Origin of the sequence: Pseudomonas sp. (assembly GCF_049301935.1) — a bacterium.
Taxonomy (GTDB): Bacteria; Pseudomonadota; Gammaproteobacteria; order Pseudomonadales; family Pseudomonadaceae; genus Aquipseudomonas.
Map to the genome: position 1 here is coordinate 1 of NZ_JBAQLP010000037.1, position 15498 is coordinate 15498.

The 15498-nt window shown below is 64.4% G+C and carries 11 protein-coding genes; 9 read left to right on the top strand and 2 right to left on the bottom strand.

Annotated elements, in window-relative coordinates:
• Nucleotides 1-191: 191 nt before the first annotated feature.
• The 3 genes from WA145_RS05110 to WA145_RS05120 all read left to right on the top strand — a co-directional run bounded on the left by WA145_RS05110 (nucleotide 192) and on the right by WA145_RS05120 (nucleotide 3041).
• On the top strand, nucleotides 192-1217 hold the full coding sequence (locus WA145_RS05110; protein WP_422580525.1) for a LysM peptidoglycan-binding domain-containing protein: 1026 nt from the start codon (nucleotides 192-194) through the stop codon (nucleotides 1215-1217).
• Nucleotides 1218-1313: 96 nt separating this feature from the next.
• Nucleotides 1314-2429 carry a DNA-processing protein DprA gene (gene dprA, locus WA145_RS05115; protein ID WP_422580526.1) on the top strand — a complete coding sequence of 372 codons (1116 nt, stop codon included), beginning with the start codon at nucleotides 1314-1316 and terminating at the stop codon, nucleotides 2427-2429.
• A 54-nt stretch (nucleotides 2430-2483) separates the two neighbouring features.
• On the top strand, nucleotides 2484-3041 hold the full coding sequence (locus tag WA145_RS05120) for an L-threonylcarbamoyladenylate synthase (RefSeq protein WP_422580527.1): 558 nt from the start codon (nucleotides 2484-2486) through the stop codon (nucleotides 3039-3041).
• Nucleotides 3042-3045: 4 nt separating this feature from the next.
• Here WA145_RS05120 and WA145_RS05125 read toward each other — a convergent pair whose 3' ends face one another.
• A complete protein-coding gene (locus WA145_RS05125; RefSeq protein WP_422580528.1) occupies nucleotides 3046-4023 on the bottom strand; it encodes an NADPH:quinone reductase in 978 nt (325 codons plus the stop codon).
• Between the two features lie 276 nt (nucleotides 4024-4299).
• Between WA145_RS05125 and hemF the strand changes: the two genes are divergently transcribed.
• The 3 genes from hemF to WA145_RS05140 all read left to right on the top strand — a co-directional run bounded on the left by hemF (nucleotide 4300) and on the right by WA145_RS05140 (nucleotide 6865).
• Nucleotides 4300-5208, top strand: coding sequence for an oxygen-dependent coproporphyrinogen oxidase (hemF, locus tag WA145_RS05130; RefSeq protein ID WP_422580529.1), 909 nt, complete (start codon nucleotides 4300-4302; stop codon nucleotides 5206-5208).
• Nucleotides 5209-5399: 191 nt separating this feature from the next.
• Nucleotides 5400-6224 carry a shikimate dehydrogenase gene (aroE, locus tag WA145_RS05135; RefSeq protein WP_422580530.1) on the top strand — a complete coding sequence of 275 codons (825 nt, stop codon included), beginning with the start codon at nucleotides 5400-5402 and terminating at the stop codon, nucleotides 6222-6224.
• A gap of 5 nt (nucleotides 6225-6229) precedes the next feature.
• The gene (locus WA145_RS05140; protein ID WP_422580531.1) at nucleotides 6230-6865 is read left to right on the top strand and encodes a class I SAM-dependent methyltransferase; all 636 of its coding nucleotides are present in this window, start codon (nucleotides 6230-6232) and stop codon (nucleotides 6863-6865) included.
• A 74-nt stretch (nucleotides 6866-6939) separates the two neighbouring features.
• Here the strand turns inward: WA145_RS05140 and WA145_RS05145 are convergent, their stop codons facing one another.
• On the bottom strand, nucleotides 6940-11010 hold the full coding sequence (locus WA145_RS05145; protein WP_422580532.1) for a molybdopterin-dependent oxidoreductase: 4071 nt from the start codon (nucleotides 11008-11010) through the stop codon (nucleotides 6940-6942).
• 545 nt (nucleotides 11011-11555) lie between these two features.
• On the opposite strand from WA145_RS05145, the gene nirB reads away from it, so the two are divergent.
• The 3 genes from nirB to modA all read left to right on the top strand — a co-directional run bounded on the left by nirB (nucleotide 11556) and on the right by modA (nucleotide 15495).
• Nucleotides 11556-14111, top strand: coding sequence for a nitrite reductase large subunit NirB (gene nirB / locus WA145_RS05150; RefSeq protein ID WP_422580533.1), 2556 nt, complete (start codon nucleotides 11556-11558; stop codon nucleotides 14109-14111).
• The gene (nirD, locus tag WA145_RS05155; protein WP_422580534.1) at nucleotides 14111-14488 is read left to right on the top strand and encodes a nitrite reductase small subunit NirD; all 378 of its coding nucleotides are present in this window, start codon (nucleotides 14111-14113) and stop codon (nucleotides 14486-14488) included. Before nirB ends, nirD begins: the two co-directional genes overlap by 1 nt.
• A gap of 260 nt (nucleotides 14489-14748) precedes the next feature.
• Entirely contained in the window at nucleotides 14749-15495 is a 747-nt protein-coding gene (modA, locus tag WA145_RS05160) for a molybdate ABC transporter substrate-binding protein (RefSeq protein WP_422580535.1), read from the top strand.
• Nucleotides 15496-15498: the final 3 nt, after the last annotated feature.

Sequence of the window (15498 nt, forward strand, 5' to 3'; positions counted from 1 at the left end):
GCGCGGATCGGGAAATTCGAGGATATTCAGGATCGCCATATGCGTTTGTGATGCACTTGTGGAATAAAGTCAAAATCCGCTGCTAAGATGATGAGCAGCATTGAAAAACGGCTTCACGCCGCAGCACGACTGGGTTTTGTCGCGGCGCTAGGGCGCTCCACGTGAAGACACATAATAAAGGGATTCACCGCATGAGGAAATCACTACTCGCCCTGCTGCTGCTTGCGGCAAGTGGCTTGGCCCAGGCCGAAGTGCAACTCAAAGACGGTCACCCAGACCGTTATACCGTGGTCAAGGGCGATACCCTGTGGGATATCTCCGGCAAATTTCTCAGCCAGCCGTGGAAGTGGCCAGAAATCTGGCACGCCAACCCACAGGTGGAAAACCCTCATCTGATCTATCCGGGCGACCTGCTCAGCCTGGTGTATATCGATGGCCAGCCACGTCTGATGCTTAACCGTGGCGAGTCGCGCGGCACCATCAAGCTGTCGCCGCAGGTACGCAGCACGCCGATGGCCGAAGCCATTCCGGCGATTCCGCTGGAGGCGATCAACAGCTTCCTGCTCTCCAACCGCATCGTGGATACCCCCGAGCAGTTCCAGGGCGCGCCCTATATCGTGGCCGGCAACGCCGAGCGCGTGGTCAGCGGCGCTGGTGATCGTGTGTATGCCCGTGGCAGCTTCGATGAGTCGGCGCCGGCTTATGGCATCTTCCGTCAGGGCAAAACCTACACCGACCCGGACACCCAGGAGTTTCTCGGGATCAACGCCGACGATATCGGCTCGGGTGAGATCGTTGCCGAAGAAGGCGATGTTGGCACCATGGCCCTGACCCGCTCCACTCAGGAAGTGCGTTTGGGGGATCGTTTGTTCCCCACCGAAGAGCGTTCGATCAACTCGACCTTTATGCCGAGTGAGCCGGCTGGCGAGATCAACGGGGTGATCCTTGATGTACCGCGTGGCGTGACCCAGATTGGTCAATTCGACGTGGTAACCATCAACAAGGGCGCCCGTGACGGCCTGAGCGAAGGTAACGTGTTGGCGATCTACAAGACCGGTGAAACCGTACGTGATCGTGTTACCGGCGAGTCGGTAAAGATTCCGGACGAGCGTTCGGGCCTGCTGATGGTGTTCCGCACCTACGACAAGCTCAGCTATGGCCTGGTGCTAGGAGCGTCTCGCTCGCTTGAATTGATGGACAAAGTGCGTAACCCGTAGCACCGAAAAGCCCCGCAAATGCGGGGCTTTTTATGGCGTGCCATCCCTGGCGCCACCCTGCCGCCCCTGTGGCGCGACCGATCAAGGATGATCCGGATGTCGCAACCTTCTGCTATTTCCCCCGCTGTCTCTCCAGCTGAACGCGAAGCCCGTCTGCGTCTGCACTGCTTGCCGGAGCTGGGCCCTCGGCGTTTTCGTAAACTCCTCAGTGCCTTCGACAGTGCGTCTGCCGCGCTTAGCGCGCCGGCCAGCGCCTGGCGCTCCCTGGGTTTGCCGCAGGTGTGCAGTGACGCGCGGCGCAGCGCCGAGGTGCGTGAGCGTGCGGCGCAGAGCTTGGCCTGGTTGGACGCCGATACCCACCACCTGCTGATGTGGGATGAGACGATGTATCCGGGTTTGCTGGCCGAGCTGGCGGATGCGCCGCCGCTGCTGTTTATTGACGGTGATCCAACGTTGCTGGAGCAGCCGCAGCTGGCCATGGTCGGCAGTCGGCGTGCCTCGCGGCCAGGGCTGGATACCGCGCAGCGTTTTGCTCGCAGCCTGGCCGGTGGTGGCTTTGTGATTACCAGCGGCCTGGCCCTGGGTATCGATGGCGCGGCCCATCAGGGCGCACTGGATGCCGGCGGCAAGACGGTGGCGGTGCTTGGCACCGGTTTGCGGTGCCTGTATCCGCCGCGGCACAAGCAACTTGCAGCGGATATCGTCGCCCGTGGTGGCGCGCTGGTCTCCGAGTTGCCGTTGGATTGTCCGCCCCAGGCGAGCAATTTTCCGCGGCGTAACCGAATCATCAGTGGCCTATCCGTGGGCGTGCTGGTGGTGGAAGCCAGCCCCTCCAGCGGTTCGCTGATCACCGCGCGCCTGGCCGCCGAACAGGGCCGTGAGGTGTATGCGATCCCCGGCTCGATCCACCATCCCGGCGCCCGTGGCTGCCATCAGTTGATCCGCGAAGGCGCCACCCTGGTGGAAAGTATCGAAGATATTCTGCAGGCCTTGCGCGGCTGGCAGGCGCAGCCACCGGCAAGCGTAACGCCTAAGCCAGAGGCGTCCAGCCACCCATTGCTGGCCCTGTTGCATGTCGCGCCGCATAGCAGCGAGGCACTGGTGGTCGCCAGTGGCTTGCCGTTGGCCGAAGTGTTGGCGGCGTTGACCGAGCTGGAGCTGGAAGGCCACATTGCCTGCGAAAATGGCCGCTGGGTGGGCCGTGCACCTTGAACAGGGTCTTGGCTTGGATACACTGCGCGTCAAGTGTTTAGCGGAGAGCAGTGAATGGTCAGCAACTGGCAGATACAGCAGGCCGCACGGGTGGTGCGCCATGGTGGGGTGATTGCCTATCCGACCGAAGCGGTATGGGGGCTGGGCTGTGATCCCTGGCATGACGAGGCGGTGGAGCGTTTACTGGCACTCAAGGATCGGCCCGTGCACAAGGGCCTGATTCTGGTAGCCGCCGATATCCAACAGTTCGACTTTCTCCTCGAAGACCTGCCGGAAATCTGGCTGGCGCGCCTGGCCGGCAGTTGGCCAGGCCCCAACACCTGGCTGGTGCCGCATCAAAACCGGCTGCCCGAGTGGATCAGCGGCCAGCACAGCAGCGTGGCCCTGCGCGTCAGCGATCATCCGCAGGTGCGGGCGCTGTGTCGCCTGACCGGGCCGCTGGTGTCGACCTCGGCCAATCCGGCAGGCCGTCCATCCGCGCGTTCACGCTTGCGTGTCGAGCAGTATTTTCCCGGTCAGCTGGATGCTGTGCTGGGCGGCGCCTTGGGCGGACGCAAGAACCCCAGCCTGATCCGTGATCTGGTCACGGGCGACGTGATTCGCCCGTCGTAGGGTTTTACGGCAACAAAATGGTCGAGCCGGTGGTCTGCCGGGCGCTCAAGGCGGTCTGCGCCAGCGCGGCGTCCTTGAGTGCATAGCGGTTGCTGATCTCCACCTGCAGCTGGCCACTGGCGATCATGGCGAACAGCTCGTCCGCCATCGCCTGCAGTCGGGAAGGCGTATCGGCGTAGCCCGCCAGGGTCGGACGGGTGACGAACAGCGAGCCCTTCTGCGCGAGGATGCCCAGGTTGACCCCGCTCACCGCGCCGGAGGCATTGCCGAAGCTGACCAACAGGCCGCGTGGGGCCACGCAGTCCAGCGAAGTTTCCCAGGTGTCCTTGCCGACACCGTCGTAGACCACCGGGCACTTCTGGCCATCAGTCAGTTCCAGCACGCGCTGCGCGACGTTTTCATGGCTGTAGTCGATGGTCGCCCAGGCGCCCTGTTCTTGGGCGCGCGCGGCTTTCTCGGCCGAGCTGACCGTGCCGATCAGCTTGACCCCCAGTGCCCTGGCCCACTGGCAGGCGAAGGAGCCGACTCCGCCGGCGGCGGCATGAAACAGAATGGTTTCGCCGCCCTGCAGCGCATAGGTCTGGCGCAACAGGTACTGCACCGTCAGGCCCTTGAGCATTACTGCGGCGGCCTGCTCGAAGCTGATTGCATCCGGCAGCTTGACCAGCTTTTCGGCCGGCAACATATGCAGTTCGCTGTAAGCGCCCAGCGGGCCAGTGGCATAGGCCACGCGGTCGCCCACCCGAAAGCCGCTGACCGCCGCACCCACCGCCTCAACGATACCCGCACCTTCAGTACCCAGGCTGGATGGCAACGCCGGCGGCACATACAGGCCGCTGCGAAAATAAGTGTCGATAAAGTTCAGGCCGATTGCCTGGTTGTGCACCCGCACTTCATGAGGACCCGGGGCGGCAGGGCTGTAGTCGGTGTAGTCGAGCACGTCCGGGCCGCCGTGGCGGTTGAACTGGATACGCATGGCCATTTTCAGAGTCTTCCGCAATTGAATGCCTGGATGATGCCCGCACGGGCAGAAAAGTGCCGTTATCCAATCGTCTGCATTGACCGCCGTCAACTGCGGCCGTGGGGTGGCCGCCATGGATGGCAGGCCATAAGAAATCGTCAGGAAAGATTTTTAACGTCGCGTAGCGACGGCCCGCAGGGTGGCCGCCATGGATGGCAGGCCATAATGTTATGCTGGCCGCCCATTTTTCCCTGCGGCCACATGCCGCCTGGCCTTACCCGTTTTCAAGGTGCCGCCGTGAGTGACCGTACTGAGGCCGTCAAGGCCTACCTGCTGGATCTGCAAGAGCGTATCTGCACAGCCCTGCAAGCCGAAGATGGCGGCGCCGAATTCTTCGAGGATGCCTGGCAGCGCCCCGCCGGCGGTGGCGGCCGCACGCGGGTGTTGGAGAACGGCGCGCTGATCGAAAAGGGCGGGGTGAATTTCTCCCATGTGTTCGGCGACAGCCTGCCGCCCTCGGCCAGCGCCCACCGTCCGGAACTGGCCGGGCGTGGCTTCGAGGCTCTTGGCGTGTCGCTGGTGATCCACCCGGAAAACCCCTATGTACCGACCTCCCACGCCAACGTGCGTTTCTTCAGTGCCGAGAAAGACGGTGAGGAGCCGGTCTGGTGGTTCGGCGGCGGCTTCGACCTGACGCCCTACTACGGCAATGAAGAAGACTGCCGGCATTGGCACCAGGTCGCCCATGATGCTTGCGCGCCCTTCGGTGCCGAGGTCTATCCGAAGTTCAAGGAGTGGTGTGATCGCTACTTCCACCTCAAGCACCGTGGCGAGCCGCGCGGCATTGGTGGGCTGTTCTTCGATGACCTCAACCAGTGGGATTTCGACACCAGCTTCGCCTTTATGCGTGCCATTGGCGATGCCTACCTGGCGGCCTATCTGCCCATCGTGCAGCGGCGCAAGCTGACTCCCTACGGCGAGCGCGAGCGCGAGTTTCAGGCCTTCCGCCGCGGCCGTTATGTCGAGTTCAACCTGGTGTTCGACCGCGGCACGCTGTTCGGCCTGCAGTCCGGCGGGCGCACCGAATCGATCCTCATGTCGTTGCCGCCGCAGGTGCGCTGGGGCTACGACTGGAAGCCCGAGCCGGGCAGCACTGAGGCGCGACTGACCGAGTATTTCCTCACCGACCGTGATTGGCTGAGCTAGGCCGTAGGATGGCTTAGCCGCCCACACAAACGCGCTTCAGACTGCGTTTTGTGCGCGGCGTAAGCCATCATTGCGTTGTGCCTGCTGACGTCCTGTTGGGTTACGCGGCGGCTGGTATTGTCGTCGCGCTGTAATGGGCATGCGCCGCTAATCCAACCTACGAATGTGTTTTGCAACAGGAAAGGATTTTTATGGACCGCTACGGCGTATTCGGCAACCCCATCGGCCACAGCAAGTCGCCGCTGATTCACCGCCTGTTTGCCCAGCAGACCGGTGAGCAGCTGAGCTATGACGCCCTGCTCGCGCCGCTGGACGACTTCCCCGGCTTCGCCCGCGCATTCTTTGCCGAAGGGTTGGGGGCCAATGTCACGGTGCCGTTCAAGGAGCAGGCGTTTGCTCTTGCCGATCAGCTCAGCGCCCGCGCTCAACGCGCCGGTGCGGTGAATACCCTGAAGAAGCTGGCCGACGGCAGCCTGTTCGGTGACAACACCGACGGCGCCGGCCTGGTGCGTGATCTGACGGTGAATGCCGGCGTGACGCTCAAAGGCCAACGCATCCTCCTGCTCGGCGCGGGCGGTGCGGTGCGTGGCGTGCTGGAGCCGTTGTTGGCCGAGCAGCCGGCGGCGCTGGTGATTGCCAACCGCACGGTGGAAAAGGCCGAGCAACTGGCCCGCGAGTTCGCCGACCTGGGCCCGGTGGTGGCCAGTGGTTATGACTGGATCGACGCGCCGGTGGACCTGATCATCAACGGCACCTCGGCCAGCCTGGCCGGTGAGCTGCCGCCGATTGCCCCCAGCCTGATCCAGGCCGGGCATACCCTGTGCTACGACATGATGTACGGCAAGCAGCAGACCGCCTTTAACCGCTGGGCCAGCGAGCAGGGTGCGGCGCGAACCCTGGATGGTTTGGGCATGCTGGTCGAGCAGGCCGCCGAAGCCTTCGCCCTGTGGCGTGGTGTGCGTCCGGACAGTGCGCCGGTACTGGCCGAGCTGCGCCGCCTGCTGGTAGAGGGCTGAGACGCGTGCCGTTGAGTGCGCAGGAGCTGGCGCAGATCAGCGCGCTGACCCTGCGCCATTATCAGGACTGCGCCGAAGACTTTCGCGACGGCACCCGCGATCATGATGTCAGCCAGAATATCGCCGCCCTGCTCGCGCATATCCAGGCCGCTGCGCCCTACCAGATTCTCGATTTCGGCTGCGGCCCGGGCCGCGATCTGCGCACCTTTAGCGCCATGGGCCACAGCGCCGTCGGTTTGGATGGTTGCCCGCGCTTTGTCGAAATGGCCCGCGCCGAGAGTGGCTGCGAGGCCTGGCAGCAGGACTTTCTCGCCCTCGATCTACCGCCTGAGCGCTTCGATGGGGTGTTTGCCAATGCCTCGCTGTTCCATATCCCCCGCCAGGAACTGCCACGGGTGCTGAAGCAGCTGCATGCCAGCCTTAAACCCGGCGGCGTGCTGTTTAGCTCCAACCCCCGTGGTGACAATCAGGAAGGCTGGAATGGCCAGCGCTACGGCGCCTATCACGACCTGGCCAACTGGCGCGTGCTGCTCAGCGCCGCCGGTTTTCGCGAGTTGCAGCATTACTACCGCCCGGCGGGCTTGCCGCGCGAGCAGCAGCCCTGGTTGGCCAGTGTCTGGCGCAAGTCTGGAAAGTTGTAGTCCGTGTCCGTAGGGTGGACGTCGCTTTTCACGTCCACCGCAATGGTGGATCGATGAAGCGTGATCCACCCTACTCAATACACATCACGCAGATAGCGTTTCTGTTCGGCCAGACGGCGGATATGTTCGGCGGCTTTTTCTTCGCTCAAACCGCCGTGCTCGCGCACTACATCCCGTAGCGCCTGTTCGACATCCTTGGCCATGCGGCTGGCATCGCCGCAGACATACAGCTGCGCCCCCTCTTCCAGCCAGCGCCAAAGCTCGGCGCCCTGTTCGCGAATACGGTCCTGTACGTAGATCTTCTGCGCCTGATCGCGGGAGAAGGCCAGGCTGAGGTGAGTCAGCAGGCCGTCGTGCTGCATCGCGGTCAGCTCGTCGCGGTAGTAGAAGTCGCTGGCCGCATGCTGCTCGCCGAAGAACAGCCAGTTCTTGCCGCTATCACCCCGCGCGCGGCGTTCATGGAGGAAGCCGCGAAACGGCGCCACGCCGGTGCCGGGGCCGATCATGATCATCGGTACGTCGCCATTTTGTGGCACGCGGAAGTATTTGTTGCTCTGCACAAACAGCGGCACCTCGACGTTATCCGCACGGTCGGCGAGAAAGGTCGAGGCCACGCCCTTGCGCTTGCCGTAGCGCACGGCGGACACGGTCAGGTGCACTTCGCCGGCATGCGCCTTGGGGCTTGAGGAGATGGAATACAGGCGCGGTTGCAGGCGCTTGAGGCTGCCCAGCAGCTCACCGGCCGAGTGTTCGGCCGGATAGGCCTGCAGCACGTCGGCCAGTTGGCGGCCCCATAGCCAGTCCTTTAGCTCGGCCTTGCGCTCGCCAAGCAGGCTGCGCAGCTCGCTGCTGGCGCTGCGTTCGGCGACCAGGGCGAGGGCCTCGTTGCTCGGTCGGGCGATTTCGAAATGGCTGGCCAGCGCCTCGCGCAGCGACAAGTCGCCGACTTTGGCCAGGTTGACCAGCTGCTCGCCGTCCAGGTGCGCCAGTTCGAGCACTTCCTCGACCAGCTGTGGGCAGTTGCGCGGCCACACGCCGAGGGCATCGCCGGCTTCGTAGGTCAGGCCGGAGTCGCCCAGGGCGAAGGCAAACTGCCGGGTGTCCTTGCTCGCGCCTGCGGTGTTCAGGCGCAGGTTCAGCGCCAGCCGCGCAGGCAGCGGCTGGGCCTTGCTCACAAGCTGTGTGCTGACGGGCTCAGTTGCGGCGGCGCTGGGTGCGGGAGCCGGCGTTGTGCCCGGGCGCAATAACGGCAGCAGCTCGCTGAGCCAGTTTGCGGCGGCGTCGTCGAAGTCGCTGTCGCAATCCAGGCAGGGCCGCAGTGGCGTGGCGCCAAGTTCGGCCAGGCGGCGGTCGAGGTTTTTGCCGTGCTGGCAGAACTGTTCGTAATTCGGGTCGCCAAGCGCCAGTACTGCATAACGCAGATTTTCCAGGCGCATCTCGCTGGTCTGCAGGGCGTTCCAGAAGGCCTGGCCGTTGTCCGGCGCATCGCCGTCGCCGAAGGTGCTGCTCAGCAGCAACACCGAGCCGGCGCTGGCCAGTTGCTCGGGCGAGTAATCGGCCATGCAGCTCAGGGCTACGTTTACCCCGGCCTCGCTCAGATTTGCGGCCAGGCGTTCGGCCAGCGCCTCGGCATTGCCGGTCTGCGAGGCCCACAGTAGGGTTACTGCAGGGTTTGCGGTCAAGGTTGCTGGTGTGGCTCGACTGAATATGCCGGCGAGCATGCCGTCGAGCCACAGGCGGGTCGGCTCGGCCAGGGGGGCCTGGCTTGGCAGGCTGGGTACGCCGCCGCCGGGGTTGCTGCGCAGGCCGCTGATATAGCCGGCCATATAGGTGCGCTCGCTGTCGCTGAGGGGCGGCGGCGCGCTGCTCGTGACGCCGACCAGGGCCGCAAAGGTTTCGATGCTCGACATCGCGAGTTCCTCGGGCAGGGTGCATAAACGCGGGCTGTCGACCGCTGCAGTGGCGGGTGTATCGAGGCGTTGATGGGCAATCAACTCGATACGCCGCAGGCTGACGGCGCAGAACTTGAGTTCCGGCTGCTGCGAAATCGGGTCGACGGCGTCGCTGGTCACCGCGTTGATCGCCAGGTTGTCGCCGTACACATCGTTCCAGTGGAAGGGGGCAAAGCAGCCGCCGGGCAGCACGCGGTCGCTGATCTGCACCGGCAGCACGGCATGCCCACGCCGCGAACGAACTTCCAGCTGGTCGCGGTCACGCACGCCGAGGGCGGCGGCGTCTTGCGGGTGCACTTCGATAAAGGGCCCGGGGTTGAGTTTGTTCAGCGTGGCGACCTTGCCGGTCTTGGTCAGGGTGTGCCACTGGTGCTGCAGGCGCCCGGTGTTGAGCACAAAGGGGAAGTCGGCATCGGGCATTTCCGCCGGGTCCAGGTGCGGGCGCGGGAAGAACTGCGCCTTGCCGCTGGGCGTGGCAAAGGCTAGGCGCGGCGTGCTGCCGTCTGCGTGGCTGTGCAGCGTCTGGCTGAGGCCGTCATTCTGATAGCGGATCGGCGCGCGGCCGTCGCCCGTCTCGTTGGCGCAGGGCCATTGCAGCGGCGCCTGGCGCAGGCGCGGGTAGCTGGCGCCGCGCAGGTCATAGCCGGTTTTGCGGTTGTGGAAGCCTTTGATTTCCTCGAACACCTGCTCGGCCGAGCTGTAGCTGAAGCCGTCGGCAAAGCCCATGGCGCAGGCCACCTCGGCGATGATGCGCCAGTCGGCCATGGCCTCACCAGGCGGTTCCACGGCTTGCGCCATTAGGGTCAGGTTGCGCTCGGAGTTGACCATCACCCCCTCGGCTTCGGCCCACAGCGCGCCGGGCAGGAGGATGTCGGCGTAGCGGTTGGTTTCGGTGTCGAGGAAGGCATCCTGAACGATCACCAGTTCGGCGGCCTTGAGCCCTTCGATCACCGTGGCACGGTTAGCCATGCTCGCCACCGGATTGGTGCAGATGATCCAGCAGGCCTTGACCTTGCCGGCTGCCAGGTCCTCGAACAACGCTACGCTGCCGCCGCCCAGGCGGGTATGCAGGGTGCCGGCGGGCACGCCCCAGACTTGCTCGACAAAGGCGCGGTCGTCGTCCACCAGCACGCTGCGCTGGCCCGGCAGGCCGGGGCCCATATAGCCCATCTCGCGGCCGCCCATGGCGTTGGGCTGGCCGGTGAGGGAGAACGGCCCGCTGCCGGGGCGGCAGATCTTGCCGGTGGCCAGGTGCAGGTTGCACAGTGCGTTGGTGCTCCAGGTGCCGTGGGTACTCTGGTTGAGGCCCATGGTCCAGCAGCTCATCCACTCGCCGGCCTCGCCGATCCAGCGTGCGGCCTGGCGGATATCCGCTTCGCTGAGTCCGGTGTGGGCGGCGACGTAGTCGGGGGTGTAGGTGGCGAGGAAGTCTGGCATGACCTCCCAGCCTTCGGTGAACTCGGCAATAAAGCCCGGATCGGTATGCCCGTTCTTATGCAGCAGGTGCAGCAGGCCGTTGAGCAACAGCAGGTCGCTCCCCGGTTTGATCTGCAGAAACAGGTCGGCCTTGTCCGCCGTGGCATTGCGCCGGGGGTCGACGACGATCAGCTTGGCGCCGGCCTTGACCCGCGCCATCATGCGTAAAAACAGAATCGGGTGACAGTCGGCCATATTCGCGCCGATGACGAAGAACACCTCGGCCCGTTCGAAATCCTGGTACGAGCCGGGCGGGCCGTCGGCGCCCAGCGACAGCTTGTAGCCGCTGCCGGCGCTGGCCATGCACAGGCGCGAGTTGGATTCGATCTGGTTGCTGCCCAGGTAGCCCTTGACCAGCTTGTTGGCCAGGTACTGCGCCTCCAGCGACATCTGCCCGGAGACATACAGGGCGATAGCGTCCGGGCCGTGTTCGTCGAGAATCGCGCGCAGGCGGCCGGCGGCGGCGCTGATGGCCGCCTCCATGGCGATTTGCCCGGGGTCGCGGCTGCGTTCGCTGCGCAGGTAGGCGTGCTGCATGCGGCCGGACTCGCTCAGCGGCTGGGCGCAGGTGCTGCCCTTGGTGCACAGGCGGCCGAAGTTGCTCGGATGCTGCGCATCGCCGCTGACCTTGGCGATCTTGCCGTTTTCCACCTGCATGACGATGCCGCAGCCGACGCCGCAATATGGACAGACACTCCGAACGGTTTTGTTCGCCACACCCCTCTCCTGCACCTGAAACGCAAAACGCCATGCAACCCTCCGTCGAAACGGGAGCGGCACGGCGTCTTTGTCGTGGATGAGCAATCGGCTTTGATTACTTACGCAGAGCTATAGCAAGGCACGCGCCAGGGTTTGCCAGGGCGCCTTGAATGCCCGCCGGGCAAGGCCTGGCGGGGTGTGTATGGGGGGTAAAGGCCTAGCGTGAAGCGACTCATAATGGGGCGCGCGATGCTTCGCTCGCCTCTTTTTGGGTCTTTATCGCGTGGCTGCGGTTGCCTCAATCAGCGCCTGCCGCCCGCTGCAATGCGGGCCGCAGGGCACTGCGGGGAAACTGGCACAGGCGCTGCATAAGCCCCAGCGAGCCCGCTACATTCGGGCCGCCCATTCGATCAATGGCGATCGCCAGCCTCTATAGGCAATGGGTAATCAGGTGCCACTCGCAGGCACCGCACAGAACAGGCAAAGGCGCCTGAAACCGCAAGGTTTCAGGCGCTTTTTTTATTGCCGCAGAAAAACCTGATGAGCTTCGGCCGGGAAATGCCATGAACAGCACAGATACCTCCACAGACCAGCAGCGGCTGATCATCATCGGCAACGGCATGGTCGGCCATCACTGCGTCGAACAACTGATCGAGCGCGGCGCACTCGCCCGCTATCAGGTTCATGTGTTCAGCGAAGAGCCGCTGCGCGCTTATGACCGCGTGCACCTCTCCGAGTATTTCACCGGCCGCGATGCCGAATCCCTGGCCCTCAGCGGTGCCGAGCTGTACCAGACGCCGGGCGTGACCCTGCACCTGGGCGTGGCGGTACTGGAGATCGACCGCGAACGCCGCGAAGTGATCACCGCCGAGGGCAGCTTCCCCTACGACCAGTTGGTGCTGGCCACCGGCTCCTATCCCTTCGTGCCGCCGATCGAAGGCGCCGCAGGCGATTCGCGCCTGGTCTACCGCACCCTGGCCGACCTCGACACCATCCAGGCCGCCGCCAAGAGCGCGCGCCGTGGCGTGGTGGTCGGTGGTGGCCTGCTCGGCCTGGAAGCGGCCAATGCCTTGAAGTCCCTGGGCCTGGAAGCCCATGTGGTGGAGTTCGCCCCACGCCTGATGCCGGTACAGCTGGACGATCACGGCGGCCTGGCGCTGAAGGCACAGATCGAAGCGCTGGGCGTCAGCGTGCACCTGTCGCGCGGCACCCAGTCGATCACCCCAGGCAGCGAATACCGCTACCGGATGAATTTCGCCGGCGATGAATTCCTGGAAACCGACCTGATCGTGTTCTCCGCCGGTATTCGCCCGCAGGACGCCATCGCCAAGCAGTGCGGCCTGGAACTCGGCCCGCGCGGCGGTGTGGCCATCGACAGCCAGTGCCGCAGCAGCGACCCGGCGATCTACGCCATCGGCGAGTGCGCGGCGTGGAACGGCGGCATCTTCGGCCTGGTTGCGCCGGGCTACCAGATGGCCCGCAGCGTCGCCACCCAGCTGTGCGGCGAAGACAGCGAACCTTTTATGGGCGCGGACATGTCGACCAAGCTCAAGCTGCTTGGCGTCGACGTCGGCTCCATCGGCGATGCCCACGGCGCCACCGCCGGCTCGCGCAGCTACCGTTTTATCGACGAAGCCACCTCCAGCTACCGCCGTCTGGTGGTGTCCGCCGACGGCAAGCAGGCCATCGGTGCCGTGCTGGTCGGCGACAACAGCTACTACGACACCCTGCTGCAGTACGTGCAGAACGGCATCAAGCTGCCAGCTGACCCGTCCTGCCTGATCCTGCCGCAAGGCGAAGGTGCCCCGGCGCTGGGTGCCGATGCCCTGCCGGACACCGCGACCATCTGCTCCTGCCACAACGTCAGCAAGGGCGCGATCTGCGCCGCCATCGACGGCGGCTGCGGCGACCTGGCCGGCCTCAAGGCCTGCACCAAGGCGGCCACCGGTTGCGGCGGCTGCTCGGCACTGCTCAAGCAGGTGTTCGAACACGAGCTGACTGCGCGCGGCGTGGTGGTGGACAAGAGCCTCTGTGAGCACTTCGCCTACACCCGCCAGGAGCTGTACAGCATCGTTCGCGTGGAAGGCATCGAAACCTTCGAAACCCTGCTGGCCAAGCACGGCCGTGGCCATGTCGGTTGCGACATCTGCAAGCCGGCGGTGGGCTCGATCCTCGCCTCCTGCTGGAACCGCTCGATCACCGATCCGGCGCTGGTGCCGCTGCAGGACACTAACGACACCTTTATGGCCAACATGCAGAAGAACGGCACCTACTCGGTGGTGCCGCGTATTCCCGGTGGTGAGATCACCCCGGACGGCCTGCTGGCCATCGGCGCGGTGGCGAAGAAGTACGACCTCTATACCAAGATCACCGGCGGCCAGCGTATCGACCTGTTCGGCGCGCAGCTGCACGAACTGCCGGACATCTGGGCCGAACTGATCGCCGCCGGCTTCGAGACCGGCCACGCCTATGGCAAGTCGCTGCGCACGGTGAAGAGCTGCGTCGGCAGCACCTGGTGCCGCTACGGCGTGCAGGATAGCGTGGCCATGGCGCTGCTGCTGGAGGACCGCTACAAGGGCCTGCGCTCGCCGCACAAGATCAAGTTTGCGGTCAGCGGCTGCACCCGCGAATGCGCCGAGGCGCAGAGCAAGGACGTCGGCGTGATCGCCACCGAGAACGGCTGGAACCTCTATGTGGCCGGCAACGGCGGCATGCGCCCACGCCACGCCGAGCTGTTCGCCACCGATCTGGATGATGAAACCCTGGTCCGCTACATCGACCGTTTCCTGATGTTCTACGTGCGCACCGCCGACCGCCTGCAACGCACCTCGGTGTGGCGCGAGTCGCTGGAAGGCGGCCTGGATTACCTCAAGGAAGTGATCATCGACGACAGCCTGGGTCTCGCCGCCGAACTGGAAGCGCAGATGCAGCTGGTAATCGACCGCTACGAGTGCGAATGGGCCAACGCCCTGAAGGACCCGGAGAAGCTCAAGCGCTTCCGCACCTTCGTCAACGAAAAGGGTGGCGACCCGGATATCCAGTTTGTCGAGGAACGCGGCCAGCGCCGGCCGATCAGCATCACTGAACTGCAACGAATTCCCGCCGAGGAGGTGGTCTGATGGGCCAGTCGAGCGCAACCGCAACAGTCGAACACACCCGCGTGCAGTGGCGCGCCCTCTGCAGCCGCGCCGATCTGGTGGCCAACTCCGGCGTGGTCGCCTGGGTCGACGGCGCCCAGGTGGCGCTGTTCTATCTGCCGGGCGAGGCCAGCGACAAGCAGCTGTATGCCGTGGATAACCGCGACCCCAAGTCCGGCGCCAACGTCATCGGCCGCGGCATTGTCGGCAGCCTGGCTGGCGATCTGGTGATCGCCGCGCCGTTGTACAAGCAGCACTACCGCCTGGAAGACGGCAGCTGCCTGGAATACCCGGAGCAGCAGCTGCGCACCTGGCCGGTACGCTTGCAGGGTGACACGGTGGAAATCGGCCTGAGCTAAAACCACTGGGCAAACCGGGCTGAATAGGGCGCTACTTGACTACTGGGTCAGTAATTGGCTTTATGCACCCTAAGCCTGCAGCGCTGATACCTGTGTAACAGGGTTGTCGATTCTTTCGGCAACCCTTTTTTGTTGCTCTGCCAGATGGTTTATTGTGCAAATCGCTATATCTCGCAAGATATAGCGATACTAGAGTAGCCAGGCAAATCAGCCTCGACAGAACAGCCGATTTCCCGCAGTCGCACACCCAGGAGTTATCCATGCACACGCGCATTGCGGCGCTTTTCGCTGCGTTGGTATTCAGCAGCCACACTTTGGCTGAACAGGTGCAGGTTGCGGTGGCTGCCAACTTCACCGCGCCACTGCAGGCGATTGCCGCCGAGTTCGAGAAAGACAGCGGGCACACAGTGGTCGCCTCTTTCGGTGCCACCGGGCAGCTGTATGCGCAGATTCAGCATGGCGCGCCGTTCGAGGTCTTGCTCAGCGCCGATGCCAGCACCGCGGCCAAGCTCGACAGCGAAGGCCTGGGCGTCAGCGGTTCGCGCTTTACCTATGCAGTCGGCAGCCTGGTGCTGTGGTCGGCCACGCCGGGTTATCTGGATGGCAGCGACGCGGTGCTCAAGGCCAATCAGTACCGGCACCTGGCGATTGCCAACCCAAAAACCGCACCCTATGGCTTGGCAGCAATCCAGGTGCTGAACACGCTCGGCTTGACCGAGGCCGTGCAAGACAAACTGGTGACTGGGCAAAGTATCGCCAAGGCACTGCACTTTATCGCCACCGGCAATGCCGAGCTGGGCTTTGTCGCGCTGTCGCAGGTGTACCAGAACGGCCAGCTCAGCAGCGGTTCGGCCTGGATAGTGCCGGATGACCTGCACACACCGATCAGGCAGGATGCGCTGATCCTCAAGAAGGGTGAGCACAACCCCGGCGCTGCGGCTTTTATGGATTACATGAAGGGCGAAAAAGCGGCCGCAATCATCAAGTCCTACGGCTACAGGCTGTAGAGG

Bases quoted from the DNA above. Each gene is read 5' to 3' on its own strand.
- WA145_RS05110 (WP_422580525.1), top strand. From the start codon at position 192: ATGAGGAAATCACTACTCGCCCTGCTGCTGCTTGCGGCAAGTGGCTTG.
- WA145_RS05120 (WP_422580527.1), top strand. From the start codon at position 2,484: ATGGTCAGCAACTGGCAGATACAGCAGGCCGCACGGGTGGTGCGCCAT.
- aroE (WP_422580530.1), top strand. From the start codon at position 5,400: ATGGACCGCTACGGCGTATTCGGCAACCCCATCGGCCACAGCAAGTCG.
- dprA (WP_422580526.1), top strand. From the start codon at position 1,314: ATGTCGCAACCTTCTGCTATTTCCCCCGCTGTCTCTCCAGCTGAACGC.
- nirD (WP_422580534.1), top strand. From the start codon at position 14,111: ATGGGCCAGTCGAGCGCAACCGCAACAGTCGAACACACCCGCGTGCAG.
- nirB (WP_422580533.1), top strand. From the start codon at position 11,556: ATGAACAGCACAGATACCTCCACAGACCAGCAGCGGCTGATCATCATC.
- modA (WP_422580535.1), top strand. From the start codon at position 14,749: ATGCACACGCGCATTGCGGCGCTTTTCGCTGCGTTGGTATTCAGCAGC.
- WA145_RS05125 (WP_422580528.1), bottom strand. From the start codon at position 4,023: ATGGCCATGCGTATCCAGTTCAACCGCCACGGCGGCCCGGACGTGCTC.